This window comes from Williamsia sp. z34 (genome assembly GCF_059553395.1).
Genome location: NZ_JCANWW010000013.1, coordinates 59,895 through 76,719, shown reverse-complemented (window position 1 = coordinate 76,719; position 16,825 = coordinate 59,895). Strand labels below are relative to the sequence as shown.

The 16,825-nt window shown below is 65.4% G+C and carries 17 protein-coding genes; 6 read left to right on the top strand and 11 right to left on the bottom strand.

The window, feature by feature from the left end:
• Positions 1-12: 12 nt before the first annotated feature.
• Positions 13-618, bottom strand: a complete 606-nt coding sequence (locus AC51GT_RS24110; protein WP_496330399.1) for a suppressor of fused domain protein — start codon at positions 616-618, stop codon at positions 13-15.
• 100 nt (positions 619-718) lie between these two features.
• On the opposite strand from AC51GT_RS24110, the gene AC51GT_RS24105 reads away from it, so the two are divergent.
• Positions 719-1,450, top strand: a complete 732-nt coding sequence (locus AC51GT_RS24105) for a metallophosphoesterase family protein (RefSeq protein WP_496326228.1) — start codon at positions 719-721, stop codon at positions 1,448-1,450.
• Positions 1,440-2,303, top strand: a complete 864-nt coding sequence (locus AC51GT_RS24100; protein ID WP_496330398.1) for a chromosome partitioning protein ParB — start codon at positions 1,440-1,442, stop codon at positions 2,301-2,303. The genes AC51GT_RS24105 and AC51GT_RS24100 overlap by 11 nt, the downstream gene beginning before the upstream one ends.
• 13 nt (positions 2,304-2,316) lie before the next feature.
• Here the strand turns inward: AC51GT_RS24100 and AC51GT_RS24095 are convergent, their stop codons facing one another.
• From AC51GT_RS24095 to AC51GT_RS24070, 6 genes are all read right to left on the bottom strand, one after another.
• A complete protein-coding gene (locus tag AC51GT_RS24095) occupies positions 2,317-3,489 on the bottom strand; it encodes an ABC transporter ATP-binding protein (RefSeq protein WP_496325950.1) in 1,173 nt (390 codons plus the stop codon).
• A gap of 3 nt (positions 3,490-3,492) precedes the next feature.
• The gene (locus AC51GT_RS24090) at positions 3,493-4,311 is read right to left on the bottom strand and encodes a carbohydrate ABC transporter permease (protein ID WP_496326229.1); all 819 of its coding nucleotides are present in this window, start codon (positions 4,309-4,311) and stop codon (positions 3,493-3,495) included.
• 18 nt (positions 4,312-4,329) lie between these two features.
• Positions 4,330-5,268, bottom strand: a complete 939-nt coding sequence (locus tag AC51GT_RS24085) for a carbohydrate ABC transporter permease (protein WP_496325951.1) — start codon at positions 5,266-5,268, stop codon at positions 4,330-4,332.
• The gene (locus AC51GT_RS24080; protein ID WP_496330397.1) at positions 5,265-6,779 is read right to left on the bottom strand and encodes an ABC transporter substrate-binding protein; all 1,515 of its coding nucleotides are present in this window, start codon (positions 6,777-6,779) and stop codon (positions 5,265-5,267) included. Before AC51GT_RS24080 ends, AC51GT_RS24085 begins: the two co-directional genes overlap by 4 nt.
• Before the next feature lie 210 nt (positions 6,780-6,989).
• Positions 6,990-7,472 (bottom strand): YflT domain-containing protein, encoded by a 483-nt coding sequence (locus AC51GT_RS24075; RefSeq protein WP_496330396.1) that lies wholly within the window; start codon positions 7,470-7,472, stop codon positions 6,990-6,992.
• A gap of 93 nt (positions 7,473-7,565) precedes the next feature.
• Entirely contained in the window at positions 7,566-8,519 is a 954-nt protein-coding gene (locus AC51GT_RS24070) for an HpcH/HpaI aldolase/citrate lyase family protein (RefSeq protein ID WP_496325954.1), read from the bottom strand.
• Positions 8,520-8,750: 231 nt separating this feature from the next.
• Between AC51GT_RS24070 and AC51GT_RS24065 the strand changes: the two genes are divergently transcribed.
• From AC51GT_RS24065 to AC51GT_RS24050, 4 genes are all read left to right on the top strand, one after another.
• Positions 8,751-10,058, top strand: a complete 1,308-nt coding sequence (locus AC51GT_RS24065; protein ID WP_496325955.1) for a magnesium transporter MgtE N-terminal domain-containing protein — start codon at positions 8,751-8,753, stop codon at positions 10,056-10,058.
• Entirely contained in the window at positions 10,058-10,633 is a 576-nt protein-coding gene (locus AC51GT_RS24060) for a DUF1003 domain-containing protein (RefSeq protein WP_496325956.1), read from the top strand. The genes AC51GT_RS24065 and AC51GT_RS24060 overlap by 1 nt, the downstream gene beginning before the upstream one ends.
• A 180-nt stretch (positions 10,634-10,813) precedes the next feature.
• Positions 10,814-11,809, top strand: a complete 996-nt coding sequence (locus AC51GT_RS24055) for a lytic transglycosylase domain-containing protein (protein WP_496330422.1) — start codon at positions 10,814-10,816, stop codon at positions 11,807-11,809.
• A 77-nt stretch (positions 11,810-11,886) separates the two neighbouring features.
• Complete coding sequence (locus AC51GT_RS24050) at positions 11,887-13,047, top strand: Mrp/NBP35 family ATP-binding protein (protein WP_496325957.1); 1,161 nt, start codon at positions 11,887-11,889, stop codon at positions 13,045-13,047.
• Between the two features lie 21 nt (positions 13,048-13,068).
• Here the strand turns inward: AC51GT_RS24050 and AC51GT_RS24045 are convergent, their stop codons facing one another.
• The 4 genes from AC51GT_RS24045 to AC51GT_RS24030 form a co-directional block, all read right to left on the bottom strand.
• Positions 13,069-13,827, bottom strand: coding sequence for a TetR/AcrR family transcriptional regulator (locus AC51GT_RS24045; RefSeq protein WP_496330395.1), 759 nt, complete (start codon positions 13,825-13,827; stop codon positions 13,069-13,071).
• An 85-nt stretch (positions 13,828-13,912) separates the two neighbouring features.
• Entirely contained in the window at positions 13,913-14,383 is a 471-nt protein-coding gene (tatB, locus tag AC51GT_RS24040; RefSeq protein ID WP_496330394.1) for a Sec-independent protein translocase protein TatB, read from the bottom strand.
• Positions 14,384-14,487: 104 nt separating this feature from the next.
• Entirely contained in the window at positions 14,488-15,999 is a 1,512-nt protein-coding gene (locus tag AC51GT_RS24035) for a S1C family serine protease (protein WP_496330393.1), read from the bottom strand.
• Between the two features lie 188 nt (positions 16,000-16,187).
• Positions 16,188-16,703: a hypothetical protein gene (locus AC51GT_RS24030; RefSeq protein WP_496330392.1), complete on the bottom strand. Its 516-nt coding sequence runs from the start codon at positions 16,701-16,703 to the stop codon at positions 16,188-16,190.
• Positions 16,704-16,825: the final 122 nt, after the last annotated feature.

The window sequence follows — 16,825 nt, the reverse complement described above, 5'->3', positions numbered from 1 at the left end:
CCCCTGGAGGGGTCAGCCGATGGTGGCGCCCGCGCGGACCGGATCGCGGACGTCGATGCCCGCTTCGGCCCAGGCACTGCGCAGGGCGTCGAGGCCTTTGAGCCGCACCCACGCGGCCTCGTTGGCCGTGATCGGGATGGCCCGGAAGAAGTTGACGTCTTCGAGGTCGCCGGGCAACGGGCACGGCGCGATCACATCGGCCTCCAACACCACGGCGGTGCAGTTCGAACCCTCCCAGAGCGGCTCACCGAGATCGATCAGACCGTCGGCGGTGAGCACCAGACCCTCGACCGCGGGTGCTGCCGCCAACATCGCGACGCTGCGATGCAGTCCCGGCAATGGCCCCGAGGCGTGCATCCGGACCACGATCTCACCACGCGGACCGACGGTCGGATCGACCAGCATCTGATCGGGTTCCCCCATCGGATGACGGCTGCAACCCAGTGAGACATAGGCGACCTCGTCGTCGCCATCACGTTCGCCACCGGTGAATCGCAGCACATCAATGGATTCCAGACCGAGAAAGGTCACCGAGGCCCGCTGTGGCTGCGAACCGGAGAATTCCTGCTGAAGGTGCGCCGACACCACTTCGATCACGGACACCGCAGAATCGCTCATCACACTCCCTAAAGTCGCAAACACCAGTAAAACACCATCATCTTCGGCATCCCGACGGCCCCACGGGGCTAGGGTCGATGAGATGGCTAAGGTCGGTGAAGTGGTACGTGTACTCGCGGTCTCGGACGAAGTCGTCGACAGCCTCGGGCATGGGGTGGCCGACGATCTCGCGCCCGACCTCATCATCGCTGCCGGGGACCTTCCCTTCGACTATCTCGAAAAGCTGATGACCCGGTTCGAGGCACCCTGCGTCTTCGTGCCGGGTAATCACGACCGTGACCTGACCGGTTTCAAACGCACACGTAGCGGCTGGACCCGGGCCGGGCTACCGACCACGGACCCCGGCCCGCAGGGCGCGGTGAACGCCGACGGCCGAATCGTGACGGTCGCCGGGCTGCGGATCGCCGGGCTCGGCGGCAGCATCCGCTACAACGAAGGACCCAACCAGTACCGCGAGGTCACTCAGCGCCGGCGAGCCAAACGGCTTGCATTGCAACGATTCCGCTACCGCCTGCGCCCGGGGTCCGGTATCGACATCCTGCTGACACACAGCCCACCACGCGGTATCGGAGATGCCGAAGACGGACCCCATCGCGGCTTCCGGTGCTACCTTCCGCTGATCTACCGCCTGCGCCCACAACTGTTGGTGCACGGGCACATCCACCCGCATGGGCAGACACCGATGGACCACACGATCCTGCACAAGAAGCGCAAGCTCGGCGGAACACTGCGTTCGAGCACGATCGCGATGAACACCGTCGGGTACAGCGTCTTCGACATCGAACCGGGCGGCGGCGAGATCGTGATCCAGCGGAGGCGACATGGCTCGTGACACCGGATTTCCCGGTCCCGACGCAGAAAACGACTTCAGCAGACAACGGCGTAAAGCCGAACTGGCGCGCCTGTCGGCCTGGCTGACCCGGCAACCGGCCGACGTCAACACGGTTCTGCCGTTCGACGAAGTCGTTGCCGCACTGGGCAAGACCGGTGAAACCTATCTCGGGCTGGTCGCGGTGGAGGTCGCCACGATTGTCGGCAGCGTCGACCGCACCCGCGACTTCGACCGCTACTTCCGGCCGACGTCGGCCCGGATCAGGGAACGGTGGCAACGTCTGGCCACCGCTCAACGCCGAGGCGAATCCGTACCACCGGTCCAGCTGTATCGCATCGGCAGAATGCATTTCGTCATCGACGGTCATCATCGGGTGTCGATTGCGATCGCCCGGAAGTTCACCACGATCGACGCCTATGTCACCGAAATCCACACCCGGATCTCACCGGAAGGGATCACCGCCCGCTCCGACCTGATCATGAAGGATCACCGACGGCTCTTCCTGTCCCGGGTCCCCTTGGAAGGCAAACAGCGCGAGGCGATCTCCTTCGACGACCCCTTCGACTACGCCGAACTGGCCGAGAACGTCGAAGCGTGGGGCTTTCGCCTCAGTCAGGAAACCGGAACATTCCTCCACCGCGTCGAGGTCGCGCGACGGTGGTTCGGAGAGGAGTTCCTACCGGTGGTCAGGATGGCTCGACGCGCAAATGTCCTGCCCGACATCGAGAGCGACGCCGAACTGTATCTGTGGCTGGCCTGCGAGCGCTACCGCCTGGTGCGCAGACACGTGTGGGATGAGGAGATCATCGATGAACTCCTCACCCACTCACGCCGTCGACGCAAACTTCCCTGACCGGCCGGTAGCTCTACAGGCTGAGGTTCGCGCCGCTGTGCTGGTCGAACACCAGCACCTTCGAGGTGTCGTAGTACAGTTCCGCCTGCTGTCCCTTGGCTATCGGCGATTCGGGCGAGAGCCGCGCGATCAACTGACCGCTACCCATCTCCGATCCGGCGTCGGCCGCGATCTCGGCCAGCGCGGCCGATGATGCCTGTCCACCCTCGATGTTGAAGTACGCGTAGTTGTCCGAACCCATCGACTCGAGCACCGTGATCTTTGCGTCGAATGTCGCACCCCGCGACTTCGCGATCGCGTCAACCAGACTCGCGTCCTCGAAATGTTCGGGCCGGATACCGATCAGCACCTCACCGTTGCTCTTGACCTGCTTCGCGTTGTCGACGACCTTGCCCATCTCGGTCGGGACGACCTCCCCGATCGCGGTCTCGATTCCGGTCTGGGTCAATCGCCCCGGAAGGAAGTTCATCGACGGGGACCCGATGAATCCGGCGACGAACAGATTCGCCGGCGAATTGTAGAGCTCGGAGGGTGTACCGATCTGCTGGACGTTGCCCGCCCGCAGCACCACGACCCGGTCACCGAGGGTCATGGCCTCGGTCTGGTCGTGGGTCACGTAAACCGTGGTGGTTCCCAGGCGCTGCTGCAGAACCGCGATCTCGGTCCGCATCTGCACGCGCAGCTTCGCATCGAGGTTCGACAGCGGCTCGTCCATCAGGAAGGCCTTGGGCGAACGAACGATCGCCCGGCCCATCGCCACCCGCTGCCGTTGACCACCGGACAGGTTCGAGGGCTTGCGGTCCAGGTACTGACCCAGGTCGAGGATGCGCGCGGCTTCGTCGACCTTCTCCGCGACCTCGGCCTTGGACATCTTCGCCAGGGTCAACGGGAACGCGATGTTCTGACGCACCGTCATATGCGGGTACAGCGCATACGACTGGAACACCATCGCGATGTCGCGGTCCTTGGGCGCCTTCTCGTTGACCCGCTCGCCGGCGATCCGCAATTCCCCCGAGGTGATGTCCTCGAGGCCGGCGATCATGTTGAGGGTTGTCGACTTTCCGCAGCCGGAAGGGCCGACCAGAATGACGAACTCGCCGTCGGCGATGTTGATGTTCACATCGTTGACGGCCACAGAACCATCCGGAAATTTCTTGGTCACCTGATCCAGCACGATATCGGCCATTGGTTATCCCTTCACAGCGCCGGAGGTCAGACCGGCAACGATTCGACGTTGGAACAGAAGGACAAAGATGATGATCGGGATCGTGATGACAACAGCCGCGGCCGCGATCGATCCCGTGGGTTCTTCGAATTGGCTGCTGCCGGTGAAGTTCGCGATCGCCACCGGAGCCGTGATCGACCTCTCCGTCGACGTCAACGAGATCGCCAGCAACAGATCGTTCCAGGCGAAGATGAAGACCAGGATCGCCGCGGTCACGATGCCCGGTGCGGCCAGCGGGGCGATGACCTTGCGGAAGGCCTGTGCCGGGGTGGCACCGTCCATCTTCGCGGCCTTCTCCAGCTCCCAGGGAATCTCCCGGAAGAACGCCGACAACGTGTAGATCGCGAGCGGCAACGCAAAGGTGATGTAGGGCAGGATCAAACCGGCCCAGGTGTCGAACAGTCCGAGCCGGCGCTCGATGTTGAACAGCGGCGTCACCAACGAGATCTGCGGGAACATCGCGATCAAGAGCGCCGCGCCCACCAGCGTCTTCTTGCCCGGGAAGTCCAGGCGGGCAATGGCATAGGCGGCCATCGTGCCCAGCGCCACGGCGATCACCGTGGTGATCAACCCGATGCCGATCGAGTTACGCAGCGCCGAGGTGAATGCGCTGGTCTCGAAGATGCTGGAATAGTTGTCCCAGGTCCACTCGGTCGGGATGAAGTTGCCGTCCTTCACCGAGCCCGGCGGTTTGAACGACAGACTCACGATCCACAGGACCGGGATCAGCGCGTACACCAGTACCAGCAGGTTGACGACCGACCATCCGATCCGGCGTCCCATCAGAATATTCACCGGTGCCTACCGCCCCTCGTTGTCAGAGCCGGGCGCCGAGGCCCCGAACAACTTGATGAAGATGAACGCGATGATCGCCACGCACAGGAAGATCAGCACGCTGATCGCGGAGCCGACTCCCAGGTTGAACGCCTTGAAGAGGTTGTCGTAACCCAACATCGAGACCGAATAGGTGTTGTTGCTGCCCCTGGTCAGGATGTAGATGTTGTCGAACACGCGGAAGGCATCGAGCGTGCGGAACAGCAATGCCACCAGGATCGCGGGCTTCATCAACGGAAGAATGATGCGCCACAACCGGGTCCATGCCCCGGCACCGTCCATCTGCGCCGCCTTGAGCAGATCGTCCGGGACCAACGCGAGTCCGGCCAGGAGCAGCAAGGCCATGAAAGGTGTTGTCTTCCAGACCTCGGCGAGGATGATGATCGCCAGCGAAGGCCACTGCTCGGTGAGCGGGGCGCTGCCCTCCGGCAGGAGATTCGCCAGGTAACCCGTACCCGGCGTCCACGCGTAGTACCACGAGAACGCCGCGACCACGGTGACGATGCCGTACGGGATCAGCACCACTGTGCGGATCGCGCCCTTGGCAAAGAGAGTGCGGTGCATGACAAGTGCGATCGCCATGCCGAGAACCAACTCGATGGCGACCGACACCACGGTGATGAACAGGGTGATGCTCAGTGCCGTCCACCAATAGCTGTCGGTCAGGACGGTTCCATAATTGGTGAACCAGATGAACTCGTCGTCGCCGGGCGCCGACAGGCTGGCCTTCTGCAGACTGAGCCAGAAGGCGTACACGATCGGGTAACCGGTGACCAGGATCATCATGATCACCGCCGGGGTGATCAGCCAGAGGCCGAGGCGCCGCTCGGCCCGTTTGCCCTCACTGAGCGGCGGCTTCTTCTTTTTCTTGCTCGGCGCGGATTCCCGGTCCAGAGTTGCGGTCATGGGATCAGTCCCTCCCCTTGGATGGCCTTGTCGACCTGCTCGGCGAGTATGTCGACCATCGGTTCCGGATCCCACGAGCCGACCGGACTGAGTTTTGCGGTGATCAGCGTCGAAATCGCCTGGTAATCAGGCGAGGCCGGTCGCAGTGCGGCCGAATCTGTCTCCAGCTGCGCCTTGATCGCGTCGCCCATCGGGTAGGCGGCCTGGAACTCGGGGTCACTGTAGATGGACTCGATCGTGGGAGGCGTACCACCGCTGATCGAGTAAAGCTTCTGGGACTGCTCGTCGGTCAGGCACTCAGCGGCCTTGAACGCCAACTCTTTCTGTTGCGAGGTGTCGGCGACCGCGATGTTGACCCCGCCGAGCGTCACCCTCGACGGCTGGTCGGCCTCCACACCCGGGTAGCGGGCGAAATCGAACTTCGTCTGCACGAGCTCGTTGGCCGGTGCGAGTTCCGAATCGGCAGGCGGGTTGTCCGGATCGGCGAACATCGGTCCGTACTGCTGCTGCACCTCTTTCAGGAATGCAACGTCTCCGGCGGCGGAGTTCGACCGCATCGACGGGAACACGAACGGCCAGTTGACCTCGAAGGTGGCCAGGCCGCTTTCCATCCCGAGCCGCGCCGAAGACTCGTCGCTGTTCGTGATCGAGGGATCCCGGCCCGGCGCGGTGGCAACGGCTTTGAGCGTCTGCAACGCCTTCAGGGTGGCGGCCCGGTGCTCGGGGGTGTCATTGAGGGTCTGCTTCTCCGGGTCGTCGGGATCGAGGACCTGTCCCCCGGCGCTGACCAGAACCGAGTTGAACCACACCATCAGTCCCTCGTACTGCTTGCCCTGCACCATGATGTAGCTCGGCCCACCGGCTTTGCGGATCTCTTCGTTCTCGACCAGCATCTGATCCCACGTGGCCGGCGGGGTGGGCCGGTTCAGATATTGCTGCAGAACGTCTTTGCGGTACCAGAGCAGCTGGGTGTTGGTCCAGGTCGGGATCGCGTAGAGACGCTTCTGCTCGTCGTCGTCGGTCTTCCACAAGGCGGTCTCGACGGGACCGCCGAGCGTGGTCTCGGTGACCTTGGCGGCCAGGTCATCTGGGACCGGCTCGATCCAGCCCGCGTCGGCGAACTCGGCGGTCCACACCACGTCCATACCCATGAGGTCGAGGCCCTTGTCGTTCCCGGCGAGCCTGCGCGCCAACTGCAACCGCTGGTCGTCGGCGGCCTTGGGAAGGGCGACCGTCTTGATCTTGTATTCGCCATTCGAGTTCGCGGTGCAGGTATTTGCGGCCTCTTCGATGAATGTGGCGCCGTCCGCTGGCGCATATATGTTGATCGTTCCGGCGGTATAACCGGAACTGCAGGCGCTGATCACCGGGAGAGCCACAGCGATTGCAGCGCACGACAATCCGAATTTCTTGAGTCCACCATATTTCTTCGTCCCCGGACCCTGGGACGTCGCTCCGTCAAAACCGGTGGACAATTTCCCGTCCACGGGGCGATCGCCTGTGCGCTTCACGCAGCCTCCTCGATGCGTTGGAGGTGCGTGCGGTCTTCCAAGCACACACCTGAATGCCCAGCACTCACGTTATAGGCGTCAAATAGTGACGCGCAGCACTATGGACATAGTTGTACCCAGAAGTGGTCGTCCAGGGCAAGGCCACGTCGTTCCAGGCGTGTCGCAGCGTATTCGGCGGATCGGGCGGACCCCCCGTGGGCCGGGATCCGGCTATGGCTGAAGGCGGGTCAACATGTCGCGGGCCCGTTCGGCACTCTTCGGATCGCACAGCACGTCGTAGCGGCCGGCGACCAATTGCATCGTCGACGCGAAATCCCGTTGCCCCCTGGTGGCGGCATACGGGATCGACGTCGACACGACACCGAAGATGATGCCGCCGACGAGGCCAACGATCAACGGCATCAAGGGATCCTCGACCACGATTCCCACCAGCAGGCCGAAGAACAGACCGAGCCAGGCGCCGGAGACGATCCCGCCACCGATCACCTTGCCCCAGGTCAGTCGCCCCAGGACGCGTTCGACCTGCATCAGGTCGACGCCGACGATGGTGACGTCCTGAACCTCGAAGTTCTCGTCGGCGAGGAAGTCGACCGCGCGTTGGGCTTCGGCGTAGGTCGTGTACGAACCGATCGGCCACCCCTTCGGCGGTGTGGGCAGCCCTGGTCGTGGAGTGGGTCGCATCGGATTGCTCATCGTCACCGTGTCCTTGGTCGAGGTGCTCGGGGGTCTGGGTGCTCGGGGGTCTGGGTTATCGGGTCTGCGTACTCGGTCGGCCCGGATGCTGCTTCAGTTCGTCGAGGACGCGTCGGCGGATGTCCGGGTCATGCCCGCGGCCCGCCCCTTGGCGGCGATCACCTCGGCCATCTTCCGGCTCGCCTCGTCAATCATCTCACCTTCGAAGCGGACCGCACCACGTTCGCCACCGGCGGCCGACGTGGCGTGCGCGTACGCCTCGAGCAGGTTCTCAGCGGTGTCGTAGTCGGACTGCCGCGGACTGAAGACCTCGTTCGCGATCTCGATCTGGCTCGGATGGACCACCCACTTGCCGTCGTAGCCGAGCGCCGCCGACGCCTCGGCGACCGCCCGGAAGCCCTGCGCGTCATCGATTTTCAGGTAGGGCCCGTCGATGGCCGTCAGACCGTGTGCGCGGGCCGCGACCAGGATCGTCATCAACACGTGATGATGCGCATCTCCCCGGGTGTAGCCCTGCGGTTGTTCGCCCACCGCCAGGCTGCGCATGCCCAGGGAGGCCATCATGTCGGCCGGGCCGAGTACCAGCGAACGCAATCGGTCACTGGCCGAGGCGATTTCGTTGATGGCCGCCAGCCCCTGGGCATTCTCGATCTGCGCCTGCACACCGATCTCGCCGACCGGCAGTCCGGCGTTGATCTCCAGTTGGCGCAGCAGCAGGTCCAGTGCGGTCACCTGCGCGGCCGATGTCACCTTCGGGAGCAGGATCGAATCCAGGTGGGCACCGGCACCGCGGACCACGGTCACCACGTCGTCGAGGGTCCACGGTGTGGTCCAGTCATTGACCCGGACGACCCTGGCCTGTCCCGCCCAGTCGGAGGCCCCGAGCGCCGCGACCACGGCAGCACGCCCGTCCGCCTTCGCACCGGGTGCCACGGCGTCCTCGAGGTCGAGGAAGATCTCGTCGGCGGGCAGACCACGGGCCTTCTCGAGCATCCGCGAACTGCTGGCGGGGACGGCGAGAATGGACCGGCGGGCGGCGGCGGGCATGTGACTCCTCGGGACGATGGCGTGGCGTTCGTTCAGTTGCTGGCGACAAGAGCTACGCAGGATCACACCCCGGGTGGTCCGAACGGGGATTCTCGATGCGACCACGTCTGATTCTGCCCGGGATTGATTCTGCGCATGTCCGATTCTGCCCGGCGCCGATATCCGTCATGAACGTGGCCGTACCGGTGGCGCTACCGGGAAGGCCGAAGGTGCCCAACTACCCTTACGTCCATGGCAGCGGTGAGCAAGGCATTCGTGGCCAGGCTGGCCGGTCTGGCGGTGATCGGACCGGATGGTGAATCCATCGGTCGGGTCCGCGACGTGGTGGTCTCGATCAGGTTCGGCACCGGACAACCCAGGGTCCTGGGACTGGCGGTGGAATTGACCACTCGGCGTCGCATTTTTGTACCGATGCCGCGGGTCACCGCCATCGAACCCAACTCCGTGACACTGAGCACCGGTACCGTGAGCCTGCGCCGCCTGATCATCCGTCCGGGTGAAGCGCTCGTCCTCGGCCAGATCGTCGAATCGCGTGTACGTGTTGATGATCCGGACCTCGAGCATCTGCACGGTGAGGATCTGACGGTCGTCGACGTGGCGATCGAGCGCCGACGCACGCGGGACTGGGTGATCTCCCGGGTGGCGGTCCGCGGCGCGCGGACCCGGCTTGGCCGACGTGGTGAGACCCATGTGGTCGAGTGGAACCACGTCCTCGGCCTGACGCAGAGCGCACTGGCGTTGCCCGGGCAGGGTGTGGCCCAGATCCTCTCGCAGTTCGATGGCATGCGGGCCGCCGATGTCGCCCATGCGCTGCGCGAACTGCCCGCCAAACGCCGCCTGGAGATCGCCTCCGCGTTGGACGACGAGCGCCTGGCCGACGTCGTCCAGGAACTCCCCTCGGACGACCAGACCGAATTGCTCACCCATATGAAGGTCGAGCGGGCCGCCGACGTCCTCGAGGCCATGGACCCCGACGACGCGGCCGACCTGCTCGGCGACCTGCCCGACACCGAGGCCGAGGTGTTGCTGCAGCTGATGGATCCGCAGGAATCCGAACCGGTGCGCCGGCTCATGCGCCACTCACCCGACACCGCCGGCGGCATGATGACCACCGAACCACTCGTGGTGACCGCCTCCACGACGATCGCCGAGGCGCTGGCCCGGGCCCGCGACCCCGACCTGACCCCCGCCTCGGCATCCCTCACCTTCGTGGTGCGGCCACCCACCTCCACACCGACCGGCAAGTATCTCGGCTGTGTGCACATCCAGGCGCTTCTGCGAGAGCCGCCGGCCAATCTGGTCGGTGGCATCCTCGACGATCGGCTCCCCTGCCTGGGGTCCGAGGATTCCCTGGAGAAGGTGACCCGCTACTTCGCGACCTACAACCTCGTCTGCGGACCGGTTCTCGACGACGACGGGCATCTCATCGGCGCGGTCACGGTGGACGATCTCCTCGACCATCTGCTGCCCGAGGACTGGCGCGAGACCGAGGCCGACGACGATGTCGACGATGACGCCACCACCGAAAGGATGCGGTGATGAGTTCAAACGGGTCGGAGCCTCGTGTGAAGGACCGTGCCGAGCGGCAGAGTGCACGGTCGGCACGTCGGCTGGACACCCCCGGGGAGCGGCACCGGTGGAGTCTGAATCTCGATTCGGACGTCGTCGGCGTCTACAGCGAACGCGTCGCCCGGTTCCTCGGCACCGGGCGTTACCTCGCCATCCAGACGATCCTCGTCATCGTCTGGATCTTCCTGAATCTCGCGGTTGTCACGCTGCAGTGGGACCCGTACCCGTTCATCCTGCTCAACCTGGCGTTCTCCACCCAGGCCGCCTACGCCGCCCCGTTGATCCTGTTGGCCCAGAATCGTCAGGAGAACCGCGACAAGGTCTCGCTCGAGGAAGACCGGGTCCGGGCCGAGCAGACCAAGGCCGACACCGAGTTCCTGGCCAGGGAGCTGGCCGCGGTCCGGCTCGCGGTCGGCGACACCGTCACCCGCGACTACCTGCGGCGCGAACTGGACGATCTGCTGACCGAATTGTCCGAGCGCATACTCGGCGAGAAGGCCAAAGCCGAGGAGTCCAGGAAAACCGGTGCCCCGCATCCCGATTGACGTCCGGCCCGGCGGTCTCGCCCCAACCGCAGGATCGCCAATAGTTGTCCACCCGTGACAAATCGATTTTCACATGCACGTCAGTAACAAATATGTATCGTGGTTCACATTCGCCCGGTTCCATTCCGGGTGTCGGGGAGATGAACCAGGAGCATTCGCGTGCAGTGGGGTCGAATCCAGATGCTGACCGGTTGTGCGGTCATCGGTGTCGGGGTGCTGGCTGCGGTCACTTCGAGTTCCCAGATCGGCCCGGCGCCGGCGTTGTCTGCCGACACCGAGGTGGACGACGTCGTCCTGGCCGCGGAGATACTGCCCGCGGCCGCTCGTCCTGATCTGGCCTTCACTCCGCCGCCTCCACCGCCCGAGGCCGCCGCAGCACCCACCTCGGCGGCAGAACCCCAACGAATACCCGCCGCAGCGCTCCCGGCCGGACCGCTCGGGATCCCGGGGATCGTTCTGCACGCCTACAAACTCGCCGAGCAACGAGTCGGTGCCGAAACCCCGCAGTGCAAGCTGCCGTGGTTCCTGCTCGCGGCCATCGGCCGAATCGAATCCGGACATGCCGGGGGCGGCAACGTCGACAGTTCCGGTACCACGCTGACCCCGATCGCCGGTCCCGTGCTCAACGGCACGGTGGCCGGCAATGCCGTGATCACCGACACGGACGGCGGGCGTGTGGACGGCGACATCAAACATGACCGGGCGATGGGCCCGATGCAGTTCATCCCGTCGACCTGGGCCGCCTGGGGCTCGGACGCCAACGGCGACGGCATCGTCAATCCCAACAACATCTTCGACGCCACGTACTCCGCCGGCCGTTACCTCTGTTCCGGGGTCACCGACATCATGTCGGAGAAGGTGCGGGTCAGCGCGGTGCTCCGGTACAACAATTCGATGGAGTACGTGGCCAACGTGCTCTCCTGGGCCACCGGATACGCCACCAACGCCGCGCCCACCGAAACGGGCCCGCTGCCGGATCCCCGACCGCCGAGTTCGAGCTCGTCTTCGTCGTCTTCGTCGTCTTCGTCGTCCTCCTCCAGCAGCTCCAGCCCCTCGGAGAGCCCGAGCAGCAGTTCATCGACGAGCTCGTCACCGCCGCCCACACCCGGGCCATGCGTGATCGTCTGCCTCCCACCGGAACTGCAGTCGCTGCTGCCGACGCTGCCCGCTCCTTGATCGATGGTGGCCCGCTGGGCCCCGTCCCGACCGGCCGGATCCGGCGAGTTTCGGTGCGCGCGTAAACTGATCGCCTGATGACACAAGCAACATTGCCGACCGAGTCAGCGATTCGCGCAGCTCTGGCCAAAGTGAACGACCCCGAGATCGGTAAACCCATCACCGACCTGGGCATGGTCAAATCGATTTCGATCGCCGCCGACGCAAGCGTGGCCATCGAGATCTACCTGACCACGTCCGCCTGTCCGCTACGCACCGAGATCACGCAGCGCGTGAGCACCGCCGCCGCCGACGTGCCCGGTGTCGGAACGGTGTCGGTGGAACTCGACGTGATGAACGACGAGCAACGCACCGAACTGCGTAAGAGCCTGCGTGGCGACCGCGCCGAGCCGGTCATCCCGTTTGCCCAGCCCGGTTCGCTAACGCGCGTGTACGCCGTCGCCTCCGGCAAGGGCGGTGTCGGTAAATCGAGCATCACCGTCAACCTGGCCGCGGCGCTGGCTGATCGCGGGTTGAAGGTCGGTGTGCTCGATGCTGACATCTACGGTCACTCGGTCCCCCGGATGCTGGGCAATGACGCCAAGCCGACGCAGGTCGAGAAGATGATCTTGCCGCCGATCAGCCACAACGTGAAGTTCATCTCGATCGCCCAGTTCACCAGCGGCAACACCCCGGTCGTCTGGCGTGGGCCGATGCTGCACCGGGCACTGCAGCAGTTCCTCGCCGACGTGTTCTGGGGCGACCTGGACATCCTGCTGCTCGACCTCCCGCCGGGCACCGGCGACGTGGCCATCTCGGTGGCACAGCTCATCCCCGGTGCCGAGATCCTGGTGGTCACCACCCCGCAACAGGCCGCCGCCGAGGTCGCCGAGCGCGCCGGCGCGATTGCTCTGCAGACGCGGCAGAAGATCCTGGGTGTCGTGGAGAACATGTCGTGGATGGAGCTTCCCGACGGCAGTCGGATGGAGCCGTTCGGTTCCGGTGGCGGCGCCAAGGTCGCCGAACGACTCACCATCGCGGTCGGCGCCGAGGTGCCTCTGCTGGGCCAGATCCCGCTCGACCCCGCCCTGCGCGAAGGCGGCGACGAGGGTGTGCCGCTGGTGCTCTCGGCTCCCGAATCCGCGGCCGGTGCCGCACTCCGTCAGGTGGCCGACAAGATCGCCGTCCGCAAACGGGGCCTGGCCGGCATGAACCTCGGCATCGACACCGCCCGCAGCGTCGGCAAACCGCTACTCTGACCCGCCGGGGCCGGACCGCGGTCATCGGCGGAGCAGCAGTTCCACTCCGTCGATGATCCGCGCGAGGCCGAACTCGAACGACCGGGCCGGATCGCCCATCGATTCGTAGGCCTGGCCGGCGGCCTGCCCCACCCGCCGCGAGATCGGGTAGTCGCTTCCGGCCATCAGCCGCTGCAGGACGGGCGCATTGATCTCCCACCACTGGACGTCGGTCATCCCGGATTCGGTGCGCGCACCGGCCGCTTCGATGGACGCGCGGGCCGAACTCTCGGCGAATCCGGTCAGTACCGCGATCGTGTTGTCCATCTCCAGATCGTCCAGGCCCACTCCTTCAATCGCCTCGAGTTGCCATTCGAAGCGCGCCGACCCGTTGGGGCCGATCCACGGTCTGGCCCTCTGCGCGTGCAAAAGCCATGGGTGCCGGTGGTATTCGTCCCACAACTGCCGGGCGACCGCGACCATTCGATCTCGTAGATCACCGGTGTGGGCCGGGTAGTCGACCTCTCCGGCGACCTCGTCGACCATCAGTCCGACGAGTTCGTTCTTGCCCGGGACGTAGGTGTAGATCGACATCGCCCCCAGTCCGAGCCGTTGGGCGACCTTCCGCATCGACAGTGCCGCGAGCCCCTCCTCGTCGGCCAGTGCGATGGCGGCCGCGATCACCTCGTCGACGCTGACGCGCTGTCTCGGTCCGCGCGACCCCTGAGGCCGACCTACCTGATGGCGCCAGAGCAGCCCCAGCGTCCGGTCGACTTCCGACGGGCCCGGCGAATCATCCATCGGTCCACACTATCCCGTGGGGTGTACGGCGAAACCCTTCACGCATCCCGGTACCGCGTACGGATCAGAGAAGCCCGACGACCGATCAGGTGGCGTCCCAGCGGTCCACGCCGGTCGCCTCGACAGCCGGGGCGGGCGCCGCGGTCGGCGTCTTGGACAACGACGGCGCGGCAGGCTTCGCGAGGGAACCCGGCGAGAGGACCTTGGCGTTCTCGTCGGTGGTGGGCAACGGCTGGGATACCGGTTTTACCTTGGTCTGCGCGTCGAAATTGCCGGTGAAGAACGAATCGTCACCGTCGAGCAGATGCTTGGTGATGACCTTGCGAGGGCTCATCCCCCGCAGTTCGTTGAGTTCTGCCAGCGGCTTGCGCAGGTCCTCGAAATCAGCCCCGAGGTCTTCTTTGAGCTGACTGGTGGCGCCGGTGGCGTAGTCACGGGCCTGGCGCACCGACTTCAGCGTCCACTTCAGCGCATCGGGCAGCCGCTCGGGACCGAGGATCACCAGACCCGCGATCATCAAGATCAGGATTTCGCCCCACCCAACGCTGCTGAACACGGGTTCCAGATTACTGGTAAGTGAGCCGCTGTCGAATCGACCGGGCGATCTGCCAGAGAACCTCTGAATCGGAGGAGCCGTCCGGGACTCTCGGTCACCGGCTCTCAGTCAGAGGCGGGGGTGACGGTTCCCTCGAAGGTCCGGCCGTCGCGCCAGTATTCGAACTTCACCGGCTTGCCGATCTCGGATGTGCGAACGGCCACCGTCAGTTCGTCGGCGTCGTCGGTCACCCGGCCGTCGAACTCGGTGATCACGTCGCCTTCGCGGATCCCCGCCCGCGCCGCGGGCGAACCCTCGACGACATTGCGGATCTGGGCCCCGAGAACCTGGTCGTTGCGGACGGAACTCGCATTCACACCGATCTGGGCGTGGACCACCCGGCCATCCTTGATCAGCGCCTGCGCCACCGGCAGGAACTCGTTGACCGGGATGGCGAAGCCGAGGCCGATCGAACCGCCGTTCGGTGCCAGGCCAGCGGTGTTGATGCCGATGACCCGGCCCTGGTCGTCGACCAGCGGACCACCGGAGTTGCCGGGATTGATGGCGGCGTCGGTCTGGATGGCATCGATGACCGCATCGGTGTCCGACGTCTCGTCCGGCCGAAGCGGTACGGCACGATCGATGGCGCTGATGATGCCGCTGGTGACCGTGCGATCGAGGCCCAGGGGTGCTCCGAAAGCCACCACCTCTTCGCCGATCTGCAGTTTGTCCGAGTCGCCCAGCTTCGCGACGGTGAGGTTGTCGACGTTGTCGACCTTGAGGACCGCGAGGTCGGTACGGATGTCGCGGCCGACGATGCGCGCCGGCACGCGGGTGCCGTCGGAGAAGACCACCTCGAGTTTGGCGTTGCTGTCGTTGGCGGCCATCGAGATCACGTGGTTGTTGGTGACGATGTACCCCTCGTCGTCGATGACAACGCCGGATCCGGTGCCACCACCGTTGGGCAGCCGCACGTCGACCATGACCACCGACTTCTCGACGGCTTTGGCCACGCGCGCCACCTGGCTGCGTGGTTCGGCCTCGTTGTCGTCGTCGCCACCGGACAGGCTCACCGTGTCCGAGTGCAGTGGTGAGGTGACCTCCGCCGTCAGTCGGCCGATCAGGCCGCCGACCACGCCGACGAGCACTGCGATGACGGCGAGCACTGCCAGGGCCTGCCAGCTGACCTTCCGGTCGAAGAGGACTTCGCGTACACCGAGCTTCGGGCCGGGTGTGGTCGGTTCCGGGGGCACCTCGGTCTGCACGGCCGGTGCACCGAGGCCGGCAGCGGCATCGGGATCGCGCCACGGGTCCTCGGGTTCGGATCGAGCGTCCACCTCACCCGCGACCTCGTCCGGGTCTCGCTGCAGGGAGTCTGCGCCGTCGGGCCGGGAAAACGCCTCGCGTAACACCGGATCGGGATTCGACACGACTGGCTGGGGACTGCGCGATGGAGTGTTCTCCGACGGCGCGAACGCGCCGGTGACACCCTCCGGTCGCCCGAACACCGCGGCGGTCTGCGGCGGCACGGGTGGACGCTCGTTGGGTCGCGGACCCAGACGTGGGGCCTCGCCGATGTTGTCCGGCGAGGAGGAAGGAGGTGTTGCGCCGGGGCCGTACTTGTCAGTGTCGGTCACTGGGCCGCCCGGTCATCCGGTCTCATGAAAAACTCGAACCCCTCGCTCGCGGCTATTCGGTCGCAGACCCACCGGCACCGCCGATCGATCCTCACCGAGGCTACCCGGCGGTCAGCACAAAACAATCGCGGCACCGCCGCAGCGGACAATCGCGGCACCGCCGCAGCGGACAATCGCGGCGGCTATTGTCAGCGGTTACGCCGGCGCTGGTCCCGATGCGGAGGAAAGGACGGCGCATCGCGCAGCGACTCGTCGGGCACGGCGTGCGACGGATCGGCGGTCGCGCGCAGGTCGATCTCGCGGGTCGGGATCTGGTTGAGCGCGCCCAGCAGACCTGCGGGCATGACGATTTCTCCGGAGCGTCGCAGTGCGGCGCGCGCCGAACTCTGCGCATCGACTTCTGCGCGGCATTGCGCGCACAACTCCAGATGTTGAGAGGCACGCATGTAGGCATTCATCCGCAGCTCGCCGTCCACGTAGGCGGCCACCGCCTCGGTGGCGAGATGCTCGGTGGACAGGAATCGACGTCCGCCGATGCTGCCGGGTGCTCGATAGTTCTTGTTGGCCGAGACCATCGACGACGCCGGGAACCATCCCAGCGACCGTCGCCGGTTCCGCATGGCCTCGGGACGATCCCCGTTGCCTGTTGGTTCGGCGCCGTTCGAATCTGCGGGGCCGGAGTCTTCGGGTGTGCGTTCACTCACCGCAATCACTCCTTCCTCTTCCGTGCCCACCGGATTCCTTGACGGACAGGACAATCCCGCGGGGCATCTCGACAATTCGCCTCGACTCTACGGACTCGGACGCAATCTCGCCGCGTCCACGT